Origin of the sequence: Exiguobacterium artemiae, assembly GCF_033342815.1 — a bacterium.
GTDB lineage: Bacteria > Bacillota > Bacilli > Exiguobacteriales > Exiguobacteriaceae > Exiguobacterium_A > Exiguobacterium_A artemiae_A.
Genome location: NZ_JAWPEN010000002.1, coordinates 151,692 through 169,018, shown reverse-complemented (window position 1 = coordinate 169,018; position 17,327 = coordinate 151,692). Strand labels below are relative to the sequence as shown.

At 38.3% G+C, this 17,327-nt stretch carries 20 protein-coding genes; 10 read left to right on the top strand and 10 right to left on the bottom strand.

Annotated features, from left to right (window positions below):
- Nucleotides 1-72: 72 nt before the first annotated feature.
- Nucleotides 73-462 carry a RidA family protein gene (locus R7V76_RS03495; protein ID WP_318091281.1) on the top strand — a complete coding sequence of 130 codons (390 nt, stop codon included), beginning with the start codon at nucleotides 73-75 and terminating at the stop codon, nucleotides 460-462.
- A gap of 166 nt (nucleotides 463-628) precedes the next feature.
- On the opposite strand, the gene R7V76_RS03490 is transcribed toward R7V76_RS03495, so the two are convergent.
- The gene (locus R7V76_RS03490) at nucleotides 629-1,411 is read right to left on the bottom strand and encodes a DUF475 domain-containing protein (RefSeq protein WP_318091280.1); all 783 of its coding nucleotides are present in this window, start codon (nucleotides 1,409-1,411) and stop codon (nucleotides 629-631) included.
- Between the two features lie 86 nt (nucleotides 1,412-1,497).
- Nucleotides 1,498-2,070: a TerD family protein gene (locus tag R7V76_RS03485; protein WP_318091279.1), complete on the bottom strand. Its 573-nt coding sequence runs from the start codon at nucleotides 2,068-2,070 to the stop codon at nucleotides 1,498-1,500.
- A gap of 241 nt (nucleotides 2,071-2,311) precedes the next feature.
- Between R7V76_RS03485 and R7V76_RS03480 the strand changes: the two genes are divergently transcribed.
- Both R7V76_RS03480 and R7V76_RS03475 read left to right on the top strand, forming a co-directional pair.
- Nucleotides 2,312-2,920, top strand: coding sequence for a TerD family protein (locus R7V76_RS03480; protein WP_318091278.1), 609 nt, complete (start codon nucleotides 2,312-2,314; stop codon nucleotides 2,918-2,920).
- A gap of 24 nt (nucleotides 2,921-2,944) precedes the next feature.
- The gene (locus R7V76_RS03475; protein WP_318091277.1) at nucleotides 2,945-4,174 is read left to right on the top strand and encodes a TerD family protein; all 1,230 of its coding nucleotides are present in this window, start codon (nucleotides 2,945-2,947) and stop codon (nucleotides 4,172-4,174) included.
- 269 nt (nucleotides 4,175-4,443) lie between these two features.
- Here the strand turns inward: R7V76_RS03475 and R7V76_RS03470 are convergent, their stop codons facing one another.
- The 6 genes from R7V76_RS03470 to R7V76_RS03445 form a co-directional block, all read right to left on the bottom strand.
- On the bottom strand, nucleotides 4,444-5,235 hold the full coding sequence (locus tag R7V76_RS03470; RefSeq protein ID WP_318091276.1) for a hypothetical protein: 792 nt from the start codon (nucleotides 5,233-5,235) through the stop codon (nucleotides 4,444-4,446).
- Nucleotides 5,236-5,249: 14 nt separating this feature from the next.
- A complete protein-coding gene (locus R7V76_RS03465; RefSeq protein ID WP_318091275.1) occupies nucleotides 5,250-6,353 on the bottom strand; it encodes a cysteine protease StiP family protein in 1,104 nt (367 codons plus the stop codon).
- A 13-nt stretch (nucleotides 6,354-6,366) separates the two neighbouring features.
- On the bottom strand, nucleotides 6,367-7,719 hold the full coding sequence (locus R7V76_RS03460; protein ID WP_318091274.1) for a phosphoribosyltransferase family protein: 1,353 nt from the start codon (nucleotides 7,717-7,719) through the stop codon (nucleotides 6,367-6,369).
- On the bottom strand, nucleotides 7,661-8,803 hold the full coding sequence (locus tag R7V76_RS03455; RefSeq protein WP_318091273.1) for an HpcH/HpaI aldolase/citrate lyase family protein: 1,143 nt from the start codon (nucleotides 8,801-8,803) through the stop codon (nucleotides 7,661-7,663). Before R7V76_RS03455 ends, R7V76_RS03460 begins: the two co-directional genes overlap by 59 nt.
- A 185-nt stretch (nucleotides 8,804-8,988) precedes the next feature.
- Nucleotides 8,989-9,570: a TerD family protein gene (locus tag R7V76_RS03450; protein WP_318091272.1), complete on the bottom strand. Its 582-nt coding sequence runs from the start codon at nucleotides 9,568-9,570 to the stop codon at nucleotides 8,989-8,991.
- Nucleotides 9,571-9,599: 29 nt separating this feature from the next.
- Nucleotides 9,600-10,205, bottom strand: coding sequence for a TerD family protein (locus R7V76_RS03445; RefSeq protein ID WP_318091271.1), 606 nt, complete (start codon nucleotides 10,203-10,205; stop codon nucleotides 9,600-9,602).
- Nucleotides 10,206-10,467: 262 nt separating this feature from the next.
- Between R7V76_RS03445 and R7V76_RS03440 the strand changes: the two genes are divergently transcribed.
- From R7V76_RS03440 to R7V76_RS03420, 5 genes are all read left to right on the top strand, one after another.
- Complete coding sequence (locus R7V76_RS03440; protein ID WP_318091270.1) at nucleotides 10,468-11,181, top strand: methyl-accepting chemotaxis protein; 714 nt, start codon at nucleotides 10,468-10,470, stop codon at nucleotides 11,179-11,181.
- Nucleotides 11,182-11,214: 33 nt separating this feature from the next.
- On the top strand, nucleotides 11,215-11,703 hold the full coding sequence (locus tag R7V76_RS03435) for a Type 1 glutamine amidotransferase-like domain-containing protein (protein ID WP_318091269.1): 489 nt from the start codon (nucleotides 11,215-11,217) through the stop codon (nucleotides 11,701-11,703).
- A 22-nt stretch (nucleotides 11,704-11,725) separates the two neighbouring features.
- On the top strand, nucleotides 11,726-11,881 hold the full coding sequence (locus R7V76_RS03430; protein ID WP_318091268.1) for a hypothetical protein: 156 nt from the start codon (nucleotides 11,726-11,728) through the stop codon (nucleotides 11,879-11,881).
- The gene (locus tag R7V76_RS03425) at nucleotides 11,866-12,276 is read left to right on the top strand and encodes an NUDIX hydrolase (protein ID WP_318091267.1); all 411 of its coding nucleotides are present in this window, start codon (nucleotides 11,866-11,868) and stop codon (nucleotides 12,274-12,276) included. The genes R7V76_RS03430 and R7V76_RS03425 overlap by 16 nt, the downstream gene beginning before the upstream one ends.
- A gap of 189 nt (nucleotides 12,277-12,465) precedes the next feature.
- On the top strand, nucleotides 12,466-13,455 hold the full coding sequence (locus R7V76_RS03420; protein ID WP_318091266.1) for a DNA/RNA non-specific endonuclease: 990 nt from the start codon (nucleotides 12,466-12,468) through the stop codon (nucleotides 13,453-13,455).
- Nucleotides 13,456-13,512: 57 nt separating this feature from the next.
- On the opposite strand, the gene R7V76_RS03415 is transcribed toward R7V76_RS03420, so the two are convergent.
- Nucleotides 13,513-14,598, bottom strand: a complete 1,086-nt coding sequence (locus R7V76_RS03415; protein WP_318091265.1) for a GGDEF domain-containing protein — start codon at nucleotides 14,596-14,598, stop codon at nucleotides 13,513-13,515.
- Between the two features lie 157 nt (nucleotides 14,599-14,755).
- Here R7V76_RS03415 and R7V76_RS03410 point away from each other — a divergent pair, with 157 nt between their 5' ends.
- On the top strand, nucleotides 14,756-14,941 hold the full coding sequence (locus R7V76_RS03410) for a hypothetical protein (RefSeq protein ID WP_318091264.1): 186 nt from the start codon (nucleotides 14,756-14,758) through the stop codon (nucleotides 14,939-14,941).
- A gap of 117 nt (nucleotides 14,942-15,058) precedes the next feature.
- On the top strand, nucleotides 15,059-16,714 hold the full coding sequence (locus R7V76_RS03405; RefSeq protein ID WP_318091263.1) for a methyl-accepting chemotaxis protein: 1,656 nt from the start codon (nucleotides 15,059-15,061) through the stop codon (nucleotides 16,712-16,714).
- 44 nt (nucleotides 16,715-16,758) lie between these two features.
- On the opposite strand, the gene R7V76_RS03400 is transcribed toward R7V76_RS03405, so the two are convergent.
- Nucleotides 16,759-17,283, bottom strand: a complete 525-nt coding sequence (locus R7V76_RS03400; protein WP_318091262.1) for an NUMOD4 domain-containing protein — start codon at nucleotides 17,281-17,283, stop codon at nucleotides 16,759-16,761.
- Between the last annotated feature and the right edge of the window lie 44 nt (nucleotides 17,284-17,327).

Below are 17,327 nucleotides of genomic sequence, written 5' to 3'. Positions count from 1 at the left end.
AAATTATCCTATAGTTCAAGGCAGATAGCACATTCTACATACGATTTATTTTAGATTAGAGGAGGAGTTTTTATGAGTTCATTTCAGAAAATCGAAACAACTAACGCCCCGGCTGCCATCGGTCCTTATTCGCAAGGCTGCATCGCTAACGGTACGTTATATGCATCCGGTCAAATCCCGATCAATCCAGCAACGGGTGAAATGGTTGTCGGTGGCATTACGGAACAGACAGAGCAGGTCATGAAAAATGTTGATGCCATCTTAAAAGAAGCCGGTCTGACACCGGACCGTGTCGTCAAGACGACGTGTTACTTAACGAGCATGGATCATTTCGCTGCGTTTAATGATATTTACTCCGATTACTTTGCTCCGCATAATCACTTCCCGGCACGATCTTGTATCGCCGTCAAAGAGTTGCCGAAAGGTGCTTTAGTCGAGGTTGAGATTTTAGGATTAGTTTAATATTTTGGAACACGTCACTTTTGGTGGCGTGTTTTCTAATATGCGGTAATTTTTGCAATGCTTAATGAGAACGTAAAAGAAAACAACTCAAGAAATAAAAAAAAATGAAAAGTCACATTTAAGTAACCTCTCATTTTTAGTTTATCTAAAATTCATTATTAAATAATTATTTTTTTCCAGCTGCTGATTCTTTTTCAGATGCATTATTTTTTTTGTTTTTCTCAACGTAATGAATTACAAATGTCATTAAAAATGCACCAATCAAAATTGCAAAGAACACCAAGTGAGGTAAATGGAACCCAAAGACGCTAGCAAACATCTTCGCAGCGATAATTCCAATTAATACGAATGCTGTTGTTTCTAATTCCGGGAATTTTTCTATTAGATTCAAGAATACTCCTGCTACAGTTCTCATCATTAGTATTCCAAGCATTCCACCTAACAAAAGCACCCATACTTGATCAGAAATTGCGAATGCTGCTAATACAGAATCAATACTGAATGCAATATCCATAATTTCTACAGAAATAACTGTTGCCCAAAAAGTCCCAAAAATCCGCACCATTATACTCGCTTTATTAAACTCTTTAGCCTCGTCATCTTCACCTTTATTTTTGAAATACTGTATTACAATCCAGGCAAGATATGCTGCACCTAATATTTTTACAATTGCAAACTTGACTAGATAAACACCTACCCCAATAGCGATGAATCGAAATACATAGGCACCAATAATTCCATACAATAATGCTTTTTTTTGTTTTTCCTTTGGTAAATGTTTTACTAAAACAGCTAATACTAAGGCATTATCAGCAGATAATAAACCTTCAATTAAAACTAATGATCCAATTAATCCCCATGCTACTGGATCTGTAAGGACCTCTCCCCACATTTCAAAATCAAAAAACATTGAATATGTATGCAAAATCTGTTGAATTACATCATTCATAAATATATCTCCTTATTTAATTAGTGATTGAAAAAGATATAGAAGGACATATGCCTTCCATACCTCTCATTTTATAATTATTTATTTTATAAACCGTAAGAGTTGATCAGAGACTGTAATCCACCTTGGTATCCAGCTCCAACTGCATTAAATTTCCAATCAGTTTGGTGTCTATATATTTCACAAAAAACTGCTGCAGTTTCGATACTAAAATCTTCACCCAAATCGTAACGTAAAATTTCTGCTCCTGTTTCTTCATCAAGTAAACGAACAAAAGCATTTGCGATTTGCCCAAAGTTTTGACTGCGGGCGACTGCATCATGAATCGTTACTGTGATGGCAATTTTATCCACATCGCGTGAAACTTTTGTCAAATCAATTTTGATTTGCTCATCGTCACCATCACCCTCACCTGTTCTATTATCGCCAGTATGTGTAACCGATCCGTCTGGACTGTTTAAATTGTTGTAAAAAATAAAATCAGATTCCGTACGACATTTTCCCATCGTGTTAAGTACAAAAGCAGACGCATCTAAATCATAATCCTGCCCACCATCATACTGTTTAACATCCCATCCTAAACCGACAACAAGTTTTTTTAACGTTGGATTAGTTTTTGTTAAATCAATCCGTTGACCTTTTGATAATTGAATTGCCATTTTTAATTCCCCCTAAATAATATTATGTAATTAAAGTAAGAATGTGTTATTTAAACCACTATTTATACTTTAATTGTTATATACAAAAATATCAATATCAATATTTTTAATTAATGTTTTTTTATACTTTAATTTCAATTAAAAGTTTATTAACTCTTTATTTTACTTTTATCTTTTTAAAAAAGTAATTTAATGGTAATATTTAAAGAGTGATTTAAATTTAAATTTTGAGGTGTTTATTATGTCAATCAACTTAATTAAAGGACAAAAAATTGATTTAACTAAAGGAAATAGCAACTTAAAAAATTTGACAGTGGGACTTGGATGGGATCCTATTCAACAACAAACCAAAGGATTTTTAAGTAAAATTTTAGGAAGTAGTAACGATGAAATTGATTGTGATGCTACTGTTTTCATGCTCGATGTGAATGGACAAATAAAGAAATCTGAAGATGTTATATATTTCGGGAAATTAAAAAGTGACTGCAATAGCGTTGTTCATACCGGAGATAATTTAACAGGTGAGGGTGATGGTGATGATGAGCAGATTTTGATTTCACTTAATAAAATACCATCTAATATTCATCGCTTGCTATTTGTAGTAAATATTTATGATTGTATAAATCGAAACCAGCATTTTGGTATGATCAAAAATGCATATATCCGTATCGAAGATAGTACAAATAAAAAAGAGCTTTTAAAATTCAACTTATCTAGCAATTTTAACGGTCTGACTTCTTTAATAGCTGGAGAAATCTATCGACATAATAATGAATGGAAATTTAATGCGATTGGTGATGGAACACATGATACTTCTATTAATGAAATTTCAAAAAGATTCATCTACTAATCACATGCTAAAGGAGCGAATAAATTGAATACTTTGATTCGAGGACAAAAAATTGATTTAACAAAAAATAACCCTTCTTTAAGTAACATCAGTATTGATTTTGAATGGTTTATAAACTCCACAGAAAATTTCGATACAAATATCATGGCAATTTCTTTAGATAGTAGTGGGAAAATTTCAGACAAAAATCAAATCGTTTATTATAATCAAAAAAAATCTTCAAATAACTCCATTTCAATCTCTACAGAAAAAAAAATGAAGCTTACTCTTCATGATCTCCCTATAACAACTAACAAAGTATTGATTGTTTTAGATATTTATGAAGCTATAAACAAAAAACAAAATTTCAATCAATTTAAAGAAATTTTCGCGATTATTAAAAATGATCTCACAAATTCAGAACTTTATCGGTATAATTTAGAAGTCGACTTCAATAAAAATTCTACGTTAGTAGTAGGAGAAATATATCGTCATAACGGGGAATGGAAGTTTAGTGCGGTCGGCAGAGGTGTTAATGGTGGTCTTGGTAACTTATTATTACAATATGGATTTGCTATGAATCAAAAAGATTTTTTAAAAACATCAAATAACGACGTTAATAATAATCAATCGACTTACAATAAAAACTCAAAAATTTCATTATCAAAAATTGAATTAAAAAAATCGGGTGATTCAATCGATTTAAGCAAAGTAGATGATAAATTAGGAAAATTAAATGTAAACTTGAATTGGAATCAAAATGGTAATTCTAATGTTAATAAAGGATTTTTTAGTTCCTTATTTTCAAGCACTTCGGTAGATTTAGATTTAGGCTGTCTTTATGAATTAAATGATGGAGAAAAAGGCGTTGTTCAAGCTTTAGGTAACATGTTTGGTAGTTTTAATAATCGACCATATATTAAATTAGACCAAGATGATCGTTCAGGTAATTCTTTGAATGGAGAAAATTTAAATATAAATGGAAAGGAATATAGTAAATTTAAAAGAATTCTTATTTTTGCTTATATTTACGATGGTGCAGCTAACTGGTCTGAAGTAGATGGAGTAGTAAAAGTGAAGCAGATAGAAGGTCCTGACATAATTGTCAAACTCGATAACCATTCTAATAATAAAAATATGTGTGCTATTGCAATGATTGAACGCACTAAAAATAATACTTTAAAAATCACTAAGCTTTCCAAGTACTACAGTGGTCATAAAGAGTTAGATCGCGCATACGATTGGAATATGAGATGGACTGCAGGAAGTAAATAATTTTATATGTCCTAAAAAAATTAAGCCCGCATAATAATAGTCAACTTGAAATAAATTTGACTATTGTTATGCGGGCTTTGTTATTTCAAATTGTATATTCTATACAATAAAAAATAGATTTTATTCTAATTTATTAAAAAGATTTAAAAAATGTGCATAGTTCAGCTATATAGATTGTAAATTCTGTTTTTTCAAACAAGCTATTAGAATCAAACATATGACCCTAGAATATAATTTTATATTTCATTGTAATATTTTATTTAAATTCATCAATTAAGTTTTTTACTATATTCATTAACTTTCTTCATAATTTCCAAAGAGGATTTTATTCCTCGCTCACTTGTTTTGTTTAACGTCGAGTCATAGCAAATTATTTCACCATGTAAAGGAACCATAGAAAAATCTGCATACTTTACTAATGGATAATCTAGTATTGAATCACCTGAAGCAAATATTTCACCAACAATATTTTGTTTTTCTCTTAGATATTGAAGCGGAGCTCTTTTATTGATGTACCTTGGAATAAAATAAATTTTTCTTCCTTGTTGTGATACGATCCACTCTTGAGATTCTGCCCATTTAGATACTTTAGTTATTTTCTTATCATCGATATGTTCTATATTCAAAATTAAATATAAAAAATATTCTTCTGCTTCTTTTAATTTTATAATACATTTCTTTTCAATATTGAATAGTATAAATTGAATTAGTTCTTTCTTTTTCTCTTTATAGTTATGATGCTCTGCTAAAATTATTTCATCCCATTCTTGACTTCGCTTTCCATCTACTAATAAAACTGCTCCATTTGCCACAATAGCAAATCTTGGCTTTAGTTTTTCTTGAAAAAAAGAAATTCTTTCGTATTGTTCCATCGTTCTAGTCGTTACTGGAATAAACAAATTTTTTTCAGAAAAGTCCATCAAATCTTTTATTACACTATTTTTCATATAACTATTTGACTTTTTATCATAATACTCGACAAGTGTGCTATCGTTCAAATGATCTTCAGCAGAAGATTTTGAATATATTAACGTTCGATCAAGATCGCTTGCAAAAATCATTTTTGCCAACACCTTTAAACATTTTTTATTAGTCCGCAACATAAATAGCTCATATCTTTATATTCTTCGACTGCTACATTACGTTCATCTGCAAGAAATAAAATGTGATTTAATCGCTTATCAGTAATATCTTTCACTAATATTTTCCATGTCACCCTTCTTAAAAGTACACGTGTTGTTTCACCAATTCCGGGCTTAATATAATTTGAATCTTCTATTTTGTAATTTTGTTTTATTTTCAAAACGTCCTTAACACCACTAAACGTTCTTTCTGAAATAGTAAGCTCTTTTATTAATAATTTAATTTCATTTTCACTTATCACTTTCGGAAACATTTCTTGGATTTGCTCAATATAAAGACACGATAGATCATTGTTTTTCAAATCATCATAGTACTTTGTACCATGAAAATCTTCGTCTTTGATAAATTCAGAATTTAAAACTGTTCTGCTAATTAAACCTGAAACTGTAGCATTTAAACACGCGCTTGGAATTAAAACATCCTCACGTGTTGAATAGATACCTGCACATTTTCCTGGATCAGCTAAAACCACGAGACTATCATTTAATTCGATGCCATTTATTGATTTAATATCTCTACAAGATTTAATTAATTCTTTAGAAATAGCACCTTTTCCTGTCCACCCATCTATAAATCTTAATGCGTAATCGGGATGTTTTTTTACAATATATTTAATTGCATTTAAATCTAAACCTTTGTCGCGTATTATTGAAATACTGTAATGAGGAACCTCAATTTTATACTTTTGTAAAAGGTATCTTTTTATTAATACACCAATAGGCGTACCAGCTCTTGCCAGAGATACTAAGACAATATCTTTACCGTGTAAATAAAATAAAACTTCAGCAACTCGTGCAACATGATTAGCGATATTTATTTTTTCTTGTTGAAGTAATAAATGAAACAATTCTATATAAGAACTTGGAGGTTCATATTCTATTGGTAACATTTCAGAATAATGAGCTCCTGACTTTACTGCATGTTCACGATCTAAGTTTCCTCTTTCTTCAATTAATCCATTCAAATTTTTCAGTAGAAAAACAACATCGTTGCTTGAATAACTTCCTGAGAATTTTATTTCTTGCATGTTTTTCATTGTCACAACTCCTTTACATAAATGACACAAAATGTATTTCTACAAAATTTAAGGTTTTTAAAATTGAAGAAAGTCCTTTTAAATCTACATCCTTTAAATTTTTTTCTAAGAATACTATTACTTGTTTCTCTTCAATGTTTTTTAAATTATACAAATAATTTGTTTCACTAGATATTTCAGGGTTTTTAAATTCATGTCTACTTTTAATAGGATAATTTTCAGTTCGTTTTGGGATAATAGGACTTTTGGTAGTAGCTTGAAAACGACAGTCAAAAGTTAAATGCTTAGTCACAAGCAGTGGTAAATACATGAATTCTCCCGTTCCTATACATAGCGTTTTAGTAGATGAAGTTTTGTTAGATATATATTCAGCAACTTCTTTGGCATAGCTAAGAATATTATCATTTTGTGCACTTTTAATACCAAAACGTCCTGTTATACTCAAGTGTGTAGAACTTTTCCCAGTGTAAATAAAATTATTTTTTTTGGTGAATTTTTCATAAATAGAATGATATGAAATTTTTTTATTTTTATCATCATTTTCTTGTAATGAATAAGAATGATTTTCTTCAATCAAAAGGGTATCTTCACCAACTATATTTCCTTTTACTAAAGATAAAAAGATTATTTCTATATCTAATTCTTTTTCTAAAGAATTAATACTTTTTTGCGCTTCCTCAGAAATCCAATTCAAAATTGATAGCACTATATAACGTTTTCTAGGAAACATTTTATGAATTGATTTGATTATATTTAAAGCAGTTTTACCTGTAGTGATTTCATCATCAACTAAAACAATAGTCTTATTATTATTTACATAAGTTTGATCAAAATAACATAACTGATCAACAGCATGAGAATGTTCTTCTTCAAATGTAAATATCGGTTCTTTATTTTTAATATGTTCTCTCGTAGTATGTACATACTGTGTATTAGTAAAGCACTGATACACGACTTGCCCTAGTGCAGTTGCTGTTTCAGCAAACCCTAAGAATAATAATGATTCACCTTCATATTTATTAGTTATTTCACATGTATCAAGGGTTGAAAACACTTCTCTATTAAATTTTTTTTCTAATCGATTTTCTTCTTGTATATCTTTAAACGATCCTATAGTGAAATTTAAACAGTAGGCAAGGGCTTGTCCTACTGTAAATAGTACTTGGGGTTTAATCGCAAGGTGTTTTCCCAACAACGGACTCACAAATAAAAATTTTCGCTTTTTATTTTGTCTTTCAGCTAAAAGAAAAACATCATTGAGCGGAATATCAAATAAATTTTCCGTGATCTCAACTTCGATCTGTTCATTATAATTGCGTTGCTTTTTCAATATCGATTTCGAATATTGATTTGTAACTGTATCCATCTTCAAACACCCCAAATAAATTTGATTTTGCAATAATTTTCTTAGCCCATTCTTTATGAGGATTAATCTCATTCATTTTGTTCTCATATGTACTTTTTTTTACTCCACCGCTTTTTAAACTGTCTAGAATCATAATAGCGTCCAGATAATCTTCTTTTTCAACTATTTGCATAAAATTAACTGGTGAAATATGAGAAGGGTGTATTATTGTTTTTCCACTTAAACCATTCTGTCTATCTAAGAGTAGCTCTTTAATTAAACCAGAATCATTTATATTTAAGGGAACTTCACCGAACGTCGATTTCCCATTTTTTTCATTACTAAAATATTCCCACACTGGTGCAGATAAAGTATATTGAGCCTCTACCCGTCCAAATATATTTATAATATCTGAAAGGCATGCATTTATAACTGAAATATCATAGATTGAATGATAAGGTTTTCTTCTTAATCCATAGACACCTGAGAAATCAGTAGCTCCTATTCTTACGTTTAATATGATTTGAGAGTGCCTATCACAAACCTCTTTGATTTCTAACAGAGTTTTTATTCTATTTTCTACAAAAATGATTTCTTTTGTTTCTAATATTGGCATAGCATAAAGGTGTATTGAAAATTTTAAGTTGATTTTTTTTATTAAGTTAAAGTAATTCTCTAGCGAATCTTTCGAACATTTTGGAAATATAAAACCTGTAAGAACTGATAACTCTAGTTTATTTAACTTATTTAGCATTTTATCAAATTGATCGTAATTTCTTGGTCTCACAAAAATCAAGGGTAAATCACTTAAAGTTCCATTATAATATTGGCTTAATTTTTTTAGTTGATCAATTACATTTTTTTCTGCAGACTCCACATCAGATTCTCCGATACTATCTTCTAGACAAATAGCAATTGATAGTAAACCCTCGTATTTTTTATTTATAATAATATCTGATATATCTTGTCGAGTTCCTGGTGTATAAAGAAGCGCGCCTAACGAATGTGCCAACAACTCTTTATGCGTAAATTTATTGAAAGATACAGGTAATTGATAAAAGAGATCATCTTTTATTTTGCTTTCTAAGTATGAAAAATACTGCATTGTTTTTCCTCTCCATAAGAGAATTATGAAATTTCATTTTTAGATTTCATACGATGATTCTCTTCATATTTTAGTTAGTTATTAGTTTTTCTTTCTCAACTTTTTATTTGAAGCTGAAAAAACTAAATGTACAGTCAATAATAAAGAGCGCTAAAAGCGCTCTTTATTATTCTAATAATTCTTATTTAACCTACTTGTAAACCAAAGTTTTTAGCTAAAGCTCCTAAGCCACCGTTAAATCCACTACCAATTGCATTAAACTTCCATTCGCCATTATGACGATATAATTCTGCTGCTACAATTGCAGTCTCTACTGAAAAATCTTCTCCTAAATCATAACGAATCAATTCTTTTTCTGTAGCTTCATCAACGATTCTGACAAATGCATTAGTAACTTGACCGAAGTTTTGACTACGCGAATCTGCTTCATGAATTGTAATTGTAAATGAAATCTTTTCAACATTTTGAGGAATCAATGATAGATCAATTTTGACTTGTTCATCGTCTCCTTCACCTTCTCCAGTTAAGTTGTCACCACTATGTTCAACAGAACCTTCTCCACCAACTAAGTTGTTGAAATACACGAAATCACGTTCTGAATTGACTTTTTCGTCTTTATTAAGAAGAAACACTGAAGAATCTAAATCAAAATCTTTTCCACCGTCGTATTTATTTGTATCCCATCCTAAACCTACTACTAATTTAGTTAGACCAGGATTTGATTTTGTTAAATCTACTTTTTGTCCTTTTGATAATGAAACTGTCATAATAATCTCTCCTTAAAAAAATGATTTTTTTAAATATATTTTGATAAAATTGAACTTAATGATTTATCTTTTGTTCCGTCGCCGATAGCATTAAACTTCCATTCATTATTATGTCTATAAATTTCTCCTGTAACAAGAGAAGTTAATCCTTTAAAGTTATCAGTTAAATTAAATTTTAACAGTTCACTTCCAGTAGATGCATCTTGTATTCTAATGTAAGCATTTTGAATCATTCCAAATTCTTGTTTACGATTTTCACAATCATAAATATTTACTATAAAAAGTAATTTATGAACTGATGATGGTACACGATCTAATGAAATAGAGATTTGTTCATCATCACCTTCACCTTCACCCGTTAAATTATCGCCTGCATGCTTTACACTTTCACATGCACTGGATAAATTTCCAAAATAAACCACATGATTTTGACTAGGTAGTTTTCCTTGTTCATTGAGCATCAGTACTGAAGCGTCACAATCAATATTATTTGTAGAACTGCCGAATAAAGAACCTAAGAAACCCGATGATTCTGTTTTAACTGGATCCCATCCTAAACCAACCACCAATTTCGTTAAATTTTTACTCCCTTTTGTCAAATCAATTTTTTGTCCCTTTAAAAGATTAATTGACACTTCGTCACCTCACAAACACTTATTTTTTTTCATACATATTTTATCATTAAATAACCACATATTACAATTATCCAGCGAATAATTTAACATATAATTGATATTCAAACTAAAATTGTTTCGTTTTTTAAATTATAAGTAAATATCATACATCTCCAAAGATCGTTCCTTTACACTAGCGCGCAGACTCAGTCCTGTACCTTTGATCAATACACAGCCGAATTACAGTCCCTTGCGGTCACGATCGAACAGACGGCTGAGATCCTTGCTCGTCGTCTCAAGTACGACGCAGTCGGAGACATTGGCGGCGAACGGACAAACGGATTTACAGGACGTCAACCAACAGATGGACGTGATTCAAGAGACGATGCAGGAAGCTTCGATCAAGTCACACCGCGTCCAGGATGCGTCACAAAATGTTCTGGCAATCATCAGTATCATCGAGGCGATCGCCAGTGAAACGAATCTCCTTTCACTCAACGCATCGATTGAAGCGGCACGGGCCGGTGAACAAGGGAAAGGATTTGTCGTTGTCGCACGGGAAATCCAGAATCTCGCGAAGCAATCAAAGCAGGCGATGGTCCAAGTTCAGAAAACGATCGATTCGATTTTAGTAGAGACGACGGACCTGCAAGACGCGATGCAACGTGGAACGGAAGCCGCGCAAGACGGTGTCCGCCGGGTCGCTCAAGCTTCCAGTTCGTTTGATGCGATCGTGACGCAATCCAAAGGTGTCACGTCAGAGATGACCTCCCTGTCTCATGCCAACCGTCACGTCTTGGAGACGGCGTCCCATCTCGTCCAACAGGCGGAACACTTGCAGAGCGGCGTGTTGGCCGCAGCCGAAAACAATCAACTGGCATCCGAACAATCGTTGACGTTCAGCGAACGGATGGATGTTGTCCATACGTTAACGGAAGAAATCTACACCCTTTCCCGTGAGTTGCATGAAGAAATCAATCAGTATACAATCGAATAATGACAATTATCGGATGAAATGGAGGTCCGATTGATGGCAACCCAACAACTCTTTTTATTTGGCGGTGGTCCCCCGTTTACGCCGAATTTGTGTCAAACGTTTGTCTCCTGTTTGAACGGGACAGGTCCCGTCGCTTTACTGTATGTGCCGCGTCCCGGTTCGTTCTGGTCCGATTACGCGCCGATCTATACGGAGATGTTAACCGCTTGTGGTGCGACAGCATTTTTCCACTTGCCGTTGTCCGCAAGTCCAACAGACGACCAACTCGAGCAGCTGAGTACCTGCGCCGGCATCATCATCTCGGGTGGGGAAACGGAACTGTACCAAGAGTTCATCGTGCAGACGCCAATCGGAGCCACCATTCAAGACCGGTTTCAACACGGTGTTCCGGTCGCCGGATTTTCCGCCGGCGCCTTACTGACACCAAATGAATGCCGGATTCCCGCGATCGATCGACGGGCGGGCAAGGCGCTTGTCCTTGAAGGACTCGGTCTAATGGACGCCGTGATTTCCGTCCTATGATACGTGGCAGGAAGAGACGAACTTGTTGCAGGCATTTGAAGCAACACAGAGTCGTTTCGGTTACGGCTTACCGGAACGCACCGGGATTCATTTGCAAGACGGTCAGTTGATTCAACAAGAAGGACCGGAAGCGGTTGTGCTAAAGCGAAAGGAGGAAATGACATGTCAACCATCGTAACGGCCGTCAAAGGGATCGTACGGCACGATAACCGGATTTTGATCGTTCAGCGTGCTGCTAGCGATTCGGATGGCGGGACGTGGGAATGTCCGGGTGGAAAAATCGATTTTGGGGAGCAACCGGAAGATAGTCTGATTCGTGAAATCCGGGAAGAAACGGGGTTGACGGTCACGGTCGACAAAATTGCTTATGCCTCGAGCATTCTGACGCATCCCAATCGCCAGGTCATCCTGCTGGTCTACTTCTGTACAGCCGTGACCAGCAGTGTAATGTTATCAGAAGAACATGACGCCTATTTATGGGCAGATGAACAACTGATTCGGCAACAGATTGCACCGAGCATCTTAACTGCCTTTGAACGGCATCAGATTTTTCAGCAGCTTGCCTTCGCTTGAAGAAGAGGTGCATTATCGAGCATACGATTTTTCTCACGTCACGCGTTGTGGCGTGTTTTTTTATGGCGATTTCTCCGAAAGGTGTCTTACGATATATTGAAATTAGTTAGATATTAAAAATCACCTTGTATTCGGACTGGAAGATTTCTACAATGGACAAGTATGTCATGACACGCGAGGAGTCCACTGATGAAATCATCCTTTACTTATTTTGCTTTCCCGTTAGCCGCCCTGCTGTTGACGGGATGTGCTGCGGAAGAATCATCTGCGCCGGCACCAAAGGTCGACCAGGCGGCGTCTCAAGAAACGCCTTCCGCAGAGAAGACCGAAGAAAAACAGCAAGAGACAACACCTGCTGATCCCCCTTCCGCAGAAACGGCCGAGGCAGAGGCAACGGAATCGGTTCAGGAAAACAAGTCGACCGTCTCTTCCGAGAACGAGTCGTTCCCCGGCTATACACCGATTGAAGTCGACGGCGGCGATCTGTCCGGTGACCGGGAACCCAATGTCGTCGTCAACATTGGTTTTGGCGACCGCGAGTACTGGGCCTTTACGAATGAACACGCGCAACTCGTTAAAGTCACTGCTAAAAAAATCACGCTCCAGCAGGATACGGAAGACGTGACGTCATCCGGTCGCTATTATTCGGACGAAGCGAAAGTCCCCGGTGTCGAAAGTCCTCAGTTAGACGAGGGACATGTCATCGCTGATTCGCTCGGTGGTGTCTCGAACGCCTACAACATCACGCCGCAGGACAGCACACTCAACCGCCACGGCGATCAAGCCTATATGGAGAACAGTATCCGCCAAGCCGGTGACGTGACGGATTTTGAGGCGATCATCACCTACCCCGATAGCAAGACGCAAATTCCGTCCCATTATCGGTACACGTACACGTTAAAGGGCAATGTCATCGTCGATGACTTCGACAATGTGAGTCCGGATGAAGTCAATGCGGCACTCGGTTTGACAGAAGACGAGGACAAGACAGCAGAAGCCACTGTTGAAACGGCACCTGCTCCGGACACGGGTGATGTCTCAACCGTCGACACTGACGGCAACGGACAAGTCACGATCCAAGAGGCGAAGGACGCCGGTTTCGCCATGCCGATCACGGAGGACCATTGGCTCTATCCGCATATGCGGGACAATGACCATGACGGGATGGTCGGCGAATAAGTTTTACATGCAGCATGAAACAGGCGGACTCCGAGGAGCCCGCCTGTTGGTGTTGGATTATTCTTCGCTGTAACCGACGACCTTGTTCCGTCCCGTCTGTTTCGCTTGATAAAGGGACTGGTCGGCCTTTTGGACGACTTCAAACGATGTCTCGCCTTGATCCGATGAGGCCGCCCCGATCGATAACGTGACATGGAATGCCGGATACGTGCTGAAGACAAAATGTTGATCGGCGCAGGCCAAGCGAATCGTTTCCCCGAGGCGGACGGCTTCTTTAAGCGGCATGTCCGGCAACAAGACAACAAACTCTTCCCCGCCGTAACGTCCGACGAGCGCCTGATTCGGACAACAGTGTTCGAGCAGGTGGCTTAATTGTCGCAAAACGACATCCCCCCCGTCATGTCCATACGTATCATTGACCGATTTAAAAAAGTCGATGTCGACGATCAGAACGGAAAACGCATAGCCGTGTTGATCATAGTGAGCCAGCGTCTCATCCAGTTTCCGGCGGTTGGCGAGATTCGTCAGCCCGTCCGTCAAAGCAAGCTCCTGCTGGGTCTGAACGAACTGGAAATGTTTGCGCAGTTCCTGCAGGAAACGGTACGTGACATAACCGCCCAGTAAAATGAAAATGATATAGACCAAGGCGATTTCAAGAAATCGGTTAAATGTCTCCGTTAATAGATAAAGGGCAGGTAAACTGTAACCAATCCCGATACCGATTAAGACTAAATAATCTTTGAGTGTATGCGACGCAAATCGACGGTAAATACTTGCCGTGATGAGTAAAGCGATACAAATTAAACCGGTCAGGATCAACCCTTCGTAAGCCCCCGGCGGCGTAACGGCAAACCGGGCGCCAAGAATCGCGAGCGTCGTAATGCCGGCACTGACCCAGCCGCCGTAATAAAACGCCGTGACAAGCGCGACGAGCCGTAAATCAATTTTTGCGCCATCATACGTAATGCTGTTCAGAACAAGCAGGACACTGATAAACCCGGCAATGAATCCGACCAGAATACGAAGCTTGACCGGTGACGCCGGTGAAATGCGTTTGACGTGTCGAAGTGGTAAAAAGGCAAATAACAGTGACGTGATCAATAACGAAAAATTCAACAGAAACTGATTAAACTGACTCAACATGCTGCACGCCCCTTATGTAAAACTAATTCCCTACACGTTATAGTTCTTTATCGGACTAATTCTTACCTGTTTCAAGCACTCTGACAGGTTTCCATTTTTTTCATCAGGGAATCAGTTCAAAGAGACTGTTTCTACTTCATAAGGGGGTAATCGCATCATGGATATGAAAGAGGAAAAAAAGAAAAGCAAGATGCCGTTCTTCGTCATTCTCGTCATCATTATTTTTGTCGCCGTCGCCGCTGCCCTGATTATTTATGTCACGTCAGAACCAAAAGAAGAAACACAACAGCTCCTGCAGATGACGACGAGTTTCGTCTCGGCTTATCTGCCCCATGCCAGCTGACAGCAGACATCCTCGGATGTCTTTTTTTGCGGACTGAACCTTTACAAGAACGCTACGTTGCCTTCATAAATTATGCCTCATTCCTTTCCGATAGGAAGCATGGAGGCGATAAAACGAATGAAGCAACCTACACAGAAAAAAAGATTATTGGCCCAACAATTAAACAACTGGCTGATCCCAATCGTCGCGGTGGGTCTGTTACTGATCAGTGCCTTAAGCGTTGAAGAACTCTACCGCGCGTCGACGCAATCCGTCAGCGAACGGCTCGAACGCGAAATGACGATGCTCGATGCCAATATCCGCTCCATCTACTTGGCGTATCCGGAAGACGAACAGGAACGGACACGCGCCATCAAACGTCTAAAAAATCAGCAACTCGCCGATATGGCACGGGACGAGTACGATGCGGCGATTCAGTCGCTTGCAACCAAAAACGTAGCCCTTCAACCGTTGACGTTGACGGCGCAACAGAAAAAAGACGTGACGCAACAATTGAAGAAAACACGCGTCATGACGTTTACGAGCAACGACCGGTTTATTCTCGCGATGTCGATTCCAGAAGTGAATGATGTCCTGTTCTTATCGGTCGATCAAGCACGATTGGTCGCACCCGCTAAGGCACTCGCCTTGAAACTCGGTGTGCTCGGAATCATCGTCCTCTGTTTTGTCAGTCTGTTGATCCGGGCCCGCATCAAAAAACAACTTGCTCCGCTGTCCGTCTTGTCCTTAAAGATTGAAGAAGCCTATGCACGACGGACCTATCAGCCGATTAGCATCAAGACGACGACGTTTGAATTACAGCAATTGACGTTTCAATACAACCAACTAATGCAACAAGTCGGGAACTTGACGCAAGAAATTTCGATTGCGAGCGAACGGCTGGAGGCAACTCAACCCGGTTTTTCGTCCCAACTCGCATCGATTGATGAATCTATCGTTGATGTCCATCAAGTGGCGACATCGTTGACGGACCAGTCGACGCAGATGGAACAGATCATCATGGAATCCGGGCAACTGTTGACGACCTCGATTGAAGCACTCGCCACGATGGACGAGTCGATCCAAACGAGCCATCAACGGGTCAGCTCCTTTAATGACGAAGCGACGACGAGTCATCGAATCCTCGACTCATTGCAACAGGATACAACGTTGTTACGGACTCTGTCTGTCAACACGTCACAGTCACTGGAAGAAGCGACTGAACGCAATCAACAAATGCATGCCTCGATCCGCTACATCCAACAGGTGGCGGAAGCGACACGCCGCTTATCGCTCAACGCCCTAATCGAAGCAACACGCGCCGGCGACGAAGGCCGCGGTTTTGTCATCGTCGCCAAGGAGGTCGAGTCACTTGCGCTCGACATCAAGCGGAGTATCGATCACATCAACCAGGCGAATCGGGATTTGACGGCGAGTATCGGGCAGATCGAACAAGATGTTGTCCAGATGACGACCCAAATCGAGACAACACACGAACAGCTTGAACAGAGCACCCGACGGATTGCTTCCGTTTTGGATAACGCGGAACAGATTGAATCCGCACTCGTCCAGGTCGAGACGGACCGGTCGCTCGTCTATTCGGTCCAACCGCGGATTCGAGAACATTTTCAACTGATTGAAACGATTCTGTTTGAACTGACCCACTACAGTCAGTCACTTGAAGCAAACATGCAGGCCAACAGTGCCCGGCAACAGGAACTGAAACAGCACGGTCACATCATTGGCGAACAAATCGAGTCCCTCAACCGGACGATTGTCGGTCCGTCCCATTAAAGACAAACAGACCCCGTGCCTCAAGCACAGGGTCCGTTCGTCGTTTAACTAATATACTGGGCTTCCTTTTTGTCGATGATGTTACGGATCCGGTTTTCCGTCACCTGATACGCCATCGCTAACCGGCGAATCGACTGACCTGCTTGATAGCGGTAGCGGATGTCACGAATCTGTCGTGGCGACAAGTCAATGTGCTGACTCAGTAGCGACTCGAACTCGTCAAGGAGCGATGCATACGCTTGACTCACGGACGGTTTGACCGTCAGATTGTCGATCTGGTCATTCAGTCGATTACCGTCTGCCCGGATAACCCGCTCCTGCACCGCTTCACTGTCAATAAATGTTTTCGCGACAAGTTCCCCGACATAATACCGTTCGCCCCGTCCTTGTTTGTATAACGTGACTTTCCGGTAGCCTTCCTGATTGATCCGCGATCGCAAGACAACGCCATGTCGACGTTGTTTAACACCACGGCTCGTCTCGATGATCCGGTCGAGCGACCGGACGTTCCCCGCTGTTGAGATTTGATACATCCCTTCATAACCGTCTACCATCTTCCAGTGTTCCATATAATCAATGACCTCCATTCGGTCGAAAAAACAGCAACATTTCT